Source organism: Streptomyces sp. NPDC007162 (assembly GCF_040634175.1).
Lineage (GTDB): Bacteria > Actinomycetota > Actinomycetes > Streptomycetales > Streptomycetaceae > Streptomyces.
The window spans coordinates 1-3,342 of sequence record NZ_JBEYFC010000748.1; the positions used below are offsets into that span (position 1 = coordinate 1).

General features: G+C 70.5%; 4 protein-coding genes and 1 pseudogene. 1 reads left to right on the top strand and 4 read right to left on the bottom strand.

What is annotated here, in order from left to right; all coding sequences use genetic code 11:
* Positions 1-68: 68 nt before the first annotated feature.
* From ABZ646_RS43250 to ABZ646_RS43260, 3 genes are all read right to left on the bottom strand, one after another.
* The gene (locus tag ABZ646_RS43250) at positions 69-884 is read right to left on the bottom strand and encodes an SAM-dependent methyltransferase (RefSeq protein WP_360532305.1); all 816 of its coding nucleotides are present in this window, start codon (positions 882-884) and stop codon (positions 69-71) included.
* 80 nt (positions 885-964) lie between these two features.
* Positions 965-1,201: a DUF397 domain-containing protein gene (locus tag ABZ646_RS43255; RefSeq protein WP_360532308.1), complete on the bottom strand. Its 237-nt coding sequence runs from the start codon at positions 1,199-1,201 to the stop codon at positions 965-967.
* Between the two features lies 1 nt (position 1,202).
* A complete protein-coding gene (locus ABZ646_RS43260; protein ID WP_360532311.1) occupies positions 1,203-2,078 on the bottom strand; it encodes a helix-turn-helix transcriptional regulator in 876 nt (291 codons plus the stop codon).
* A gap of 327 nt (positions 2,079-2,405) precedes the next feature.
* Between ABZ646_RS43260 and ABZ646_RS43265 the strand changes: the two genes are divergently transcribed.
* Positions 2,406-3,077: an ATP-binding protein gene (locus ABZ646_RS43265; protein ID WP_360532314.1), complete on the top strand. Its 672-nt coding sequence runs from the start codon at positions 2,406-2,408 to the stop codon at positions 3,075-3,077.
* Positions 3,078-3,229: 152 nt separating this feature from the next.
* On the opposite strand, the pseudogene ABZ646_RS43270 reads toward ABZ646_RS43265, so the two are convergent.
* Positions 3,230-3,342, bottom strand: a pseudogene (locus ABZ646_RS43270) (flavodoxin family protein); the annotation flags it as partial.

Sequence of the window (3,342 nt, forward strand, 5' to 3'; positions counted from 1 at the left end):
GCGTACCCGACGCTCTTCCGATCTGCCGGGACCGGGAAGGTGAGCCCGGTCCCGGCACGGGGTCCGGGTCAGGGCTTGCGGGCGACCGCTCCGTACATCGCGATGTCCTCGTCGCGGATGCCTTCCTCGCCGGTGCCGTCCGGGTGCCACTTGTGCACCTGCACGATGCCCGGCTCGACCAGCTCGAGACCCTCGAAGAACTCGTGGGCCTCGTCGATGGTGCGCAGCCGCATCGGCATGTTGCGGGCCGCGTACTCGCGGGCGACCCGGCCCACCTCCTCGGGCGCGAACTCGGCGGTGCCGATGGACATCGCCAGGTAGCTGCCGGAGGGCAGCGGTTCGAGCAGCCGTCGTACGACTCCGACCGCGTCGTCCGCGTCGAGCATGAAGTGCACGATGGCGATCACCGTCAGCGCCACCGGCTTGTCGAGGTCGAGGGTCTCGCGCAGTTCGGGGGTGTCGAAGAGACCCGTCAGGTCGCGGAAGTCCGCCTCGATGTACGCCGTCCTGCCCTCGGGCGTGCTGGAGAGCAGGCCCTGGGACAGGGTGAGGACGATCGGGTCGTTGTCCACGTAGACGACCCGGGAGTCCGGGGACACCGCCTGGGCTATCTCGTGGAGGTTGGGTGAGGTGGGGATGCCGGTCCCGACGTCCAGGAACTGGCGCATCCCCGCCTCCTCGGCGAGCCAGCGCACGGCACGGTTCATCCAGTCGCGGTTGGCACGCATGTGGATCGGGAGCGCAGGCCACTCGTGGGCCATGGCGTCACCCGCCTCCTGGTCGGCGGGGTAGTAGTCCTTGCCGCCCAGGATGTAGTCGTAGATCCGCGCGGAGTGCGCGTTCTCGGTGTCGATGCGGTCGGCCGGCCATCCGTTGTCGGGCAACGCCGTGTCTCCCATTCAGGTGGGGGGATGCGGGGGTGTGTGAACGATCAGCTATAGCAAGGAAGTTCCCAGGGCAAGGCTCACATCAGGAAGTCGGCGTCACCCGCCTTCACGCCGGTCAGGAAGGTCGTCATCTCGCGGGGTGTGAAGACCAGCGCGGGACCGTCGGGGTCGGTCGACTGGCGTACCGCGACCCGGCCGTCGGCGAGCTTCTTCACTTCCACACAGGCGCCGCCGGCGTCGTCGCTCCACGGCTTGGACCAGCCGCGCGCGCCGAGTTGCCGGGACGGGATGCCGTTGTGTACGGGGTGGTGCACGTCAGAGCTCCTTGCGAATCGCACCGAGGAGGGCCTCGGTCTTTCTGGCGGGCGCCGCCTGGGCGCCCAACCGGTCCAGGGCCTCGCGGTAGACCACGACGTCGGCGCTCTTGTCCAGGTAGACGGCGCCCACCAGGCCGTTGAGATAGACGATGTCGGGCAGTTCGGGTGCCTTGAACCGGAAGAGGTGGTACGCGCCCGCGCGCATGGCGGGGTGCGGGCCGTTGGTGAACGGCATGATCTGCAAGGTGACGTTGGGCAGCCGGTTGATCTCGACCAGATGGTCGATCTGGGCGCGCATGACCCCGGCGCCGCCGACCGGCCAGCGCAGTACCGTCTCGTCCATCACGACCCACAGCCGGGGCGGCGCCTGCCGGGTGATCAGTTCCTGGCGGCGCATCCGCAGCGCCACCATCCGCTCGGTGGCCTCGGACGGGGCGTGCGGGTTGCCGGCGCCGAGCAGGGCGGCGGCGTACTCGCGGGTCTGCAACAGGCCGTGCACGAACTGGTTCTCGTAGGCGCGGATCTGCAACGCGGCCTGCTCCAGGCTCAGGTACGCGGCGAACCAGTCCGGCATCACGTCGCGGTAGGTGTGCCACCAGCCGCGCTTGTTGGCCTCGCGGACGGACTGCAGGAAGGTGTCGACCTCCTGGCGGTCCGTCACACCGTACGTCTGCAGCAGTTTCTCGGCGTCCGCGAGCCGGAGCCGGGCCACCTTGGCGGCCTCCATCCGGCGGATCGTGGAGTGGCTGACGCCGATCGCGGCGGCGGCCTGCTCGTAGCTGAGCCCGGCCCGCGTGCGCATCTCCTCCAGTTGCCGGCCCAGGATCATGCGCAGGACGGAAGGGGCACCGCCCCAGTCGGTCTCCGAGGTCACGCCCTACCCCCTCACACCAGGTTTCAGGGTCACCGTCTCATGGGCTCGCGATCGGCTCACGGACTCATTCGATCACTACGTGTCGGGAGCAGCATGCACTTCACTTCTTGCAATTTTCAACTTGCTGGTTGCGAGACGATGTTGGCAGATGCCAGAGTGGGCCTACTGCTCCGACCGACCAAGGAGCAGGCGAAGCAGAGCAGTTGGGGGAGACTGAGCTGCGGCCCGGTGCCGTCCAGGCACGGGTCGTCGTCTGCCCTTGAGAGGCCCGGGGCGGACGAGACCGCTCAGCCCCACGCTGCGAAGCCGGACGAAAGGCGCACGGCGATGGCCCCGCCCTCTCTCCCCCAGCCGCTCGACCGACTCCCCGACGACCGGATACCCGGTCCGCCCCGGCCGGCCCTGATGGCCGCCGCCGAGGGCCCGCACCGCCCGTCCGACGTGACGGGCATCCCCGGACCACCCGGAGGCGAACGCCTCGGTCGACTCCCTGGGCCGCAAGGCCTCGACCGGTTCGCCTCCGGGGACCGACCCGCCCCGCTCAGCCGCGTGTTCGATCTGGCACCGACGCCCCGCGCGGTCGGCAACGCCCGCCGGAGCGTGGGCGATCTGCTCGGCACGTGGGGGGTGTGCGACGAGGCCCGCGACAACGCGGTGCTGGTGACCTCCGAACTGGTCACCAACGCGATCGTGCACTCCGCGGGCCGCCGGATCGTGTGCCGGGTGCAGGTCACCGACGACCGCATCCGCATCGAGGTCGAGGACCAGAACGGCGGCTTCACGCTGCCGGCTCCCCGGCAGGCCAGACCCGACGAGCAGAACGGCCGCGGGCTGTTCCTGGTCGACGCGCTCAGCCTCGACTGGGGCGTGCAGGTCGGACCGGAGGGATCCTCCGCACGCGTCGTCTGGGCCGAGCTGTCGACGGCACCGGACGAGTGTTCCACCACCCCCCACATCTCAGGAGACCCGTCGACCCATGGACCGTCCCCCCATTCCTGACCTGGCCGCCGACCCGTCCTGGACCCGCACCCGCCCGAAACCCGGCCCGGACCGACCCCACACCGTCCCGGCCCCCTGACCCTCGCCACCCCGTCCCCATCCGCCCACGCGGCCCCGGCCCCACCAGAGGGCGGCCCCGGGGCGGGGCGTGCTCAGGTGTCCGTCGAGAGGCCGGCCGCGATCGTCGCTCCCAGCTCCCAGCACGCCTCGATGTCGGCCTTCGTGGGCTCGCCGGTCACCGTGACCGGTTCGGCCGCTTTTCGCC

Coding starts and splice junctions, on each gene's coding strand:
- ABZ646_RS43265 (WP_360532314.1), top strand. CDS start 2,406: ATGGCCCCGCCCTCTCTCCCCCAGCCGCTCGACCGACTCCCCGACGAC.